The organism is Paenibacillus sp. ACRSA, assembly GCF_022346845.1.
Classification (GTDB): Bacteria; Bacillota; Bacilli; order Paenibacillales; family Paenibacillaceae; genus Paenibacillus.
In genome coordinates this window covers 1-544 of record NZ_JAKRNP010000033.1, presented here as the reverse complement: position 1 = coordinate 544, position 544 = coordinate 1, and the positions used below count along the sequence as shown (strand labels likewise).

Annotated in this window: 2 tRNA genes and 1 rRNA gene; all 3 read left to right on the top strand. The window is 48.3% G+C overall.

What is annotated here, in order from left to right:
• The first annotated feature begins 83 nt into the window (after nucleotides 1–83).
• The 3 genes from rrf to MH215_RS28970 all read left to right on the top strand — a co-directional run bounded on the left by rrf (nucleotide 84) and on the right by MH215_RS28970 (nucleotide 409).
• Nucleotides 84–200 (top strand): 5S ribosomal RNA (gene rrf / locus MH215_RS28980).
• Between the two features lie 34 nt (nucleotides 201–234).
• A tRNA-Ile gene (locus tag MH215_RS28975) sits at nucleotides 235–311 on the top strand.
• A gap of 22 nt (nucleotides 312–333) precedes the next feature.
• Nucleotides 334–409, top strand: a tRNA-Ala gene (locus MH215_RS28970).
• Nucleotides 410–544 lie beyond the last annotated feature (135 nt).

Below are 544 nucleotides of genomic sequence, written 5' to 3'. Positions count from 1 at the left end.
AGCTGCAGCTCAGCTGCAAATATGCAGCTCAGCTGCAAACTACTCACTCGTTGCTCAGTTTTGAGAGCTCAAACTCTCAAACGTTTGGTGGCGATAGCGAAGGGGTTCCACACGTTCCCATCCCGAACACGACCGTTAAGCCCTTCAGCGTCAATGGTACTTGGACCGCAGGGTCCTGGGAGAGTAGAACGTCGCCAAGCGTAACCCATTATGGGTTCAAAATGAATATAATGTGGGCCCTTAGCTCAGTTGGTTAGAGCGCACCTCTGATAAGGGTGAGGCCGGTGGTTCGAGTCCACCAGGGCCCACCATCTACACCTTTAAATTTAATATGGGGCCATAGCTCAGCTGGGAGAGCGCCTGCCTTGCAAGCAGGAGGTCAGCGGTTCGATCCCGCTTGGCTCCACCAACAAGATTTTATATGCTTGTTCTTTGAAAACTAGATATCGAAACGAAAGTAAATGCGAATTAGAACATTCCTTTTTAGCTGAACTTGTGTAAACAAGTTTCAATAAAAACGGTAGTTAAATTGCTGGAGCGAGTG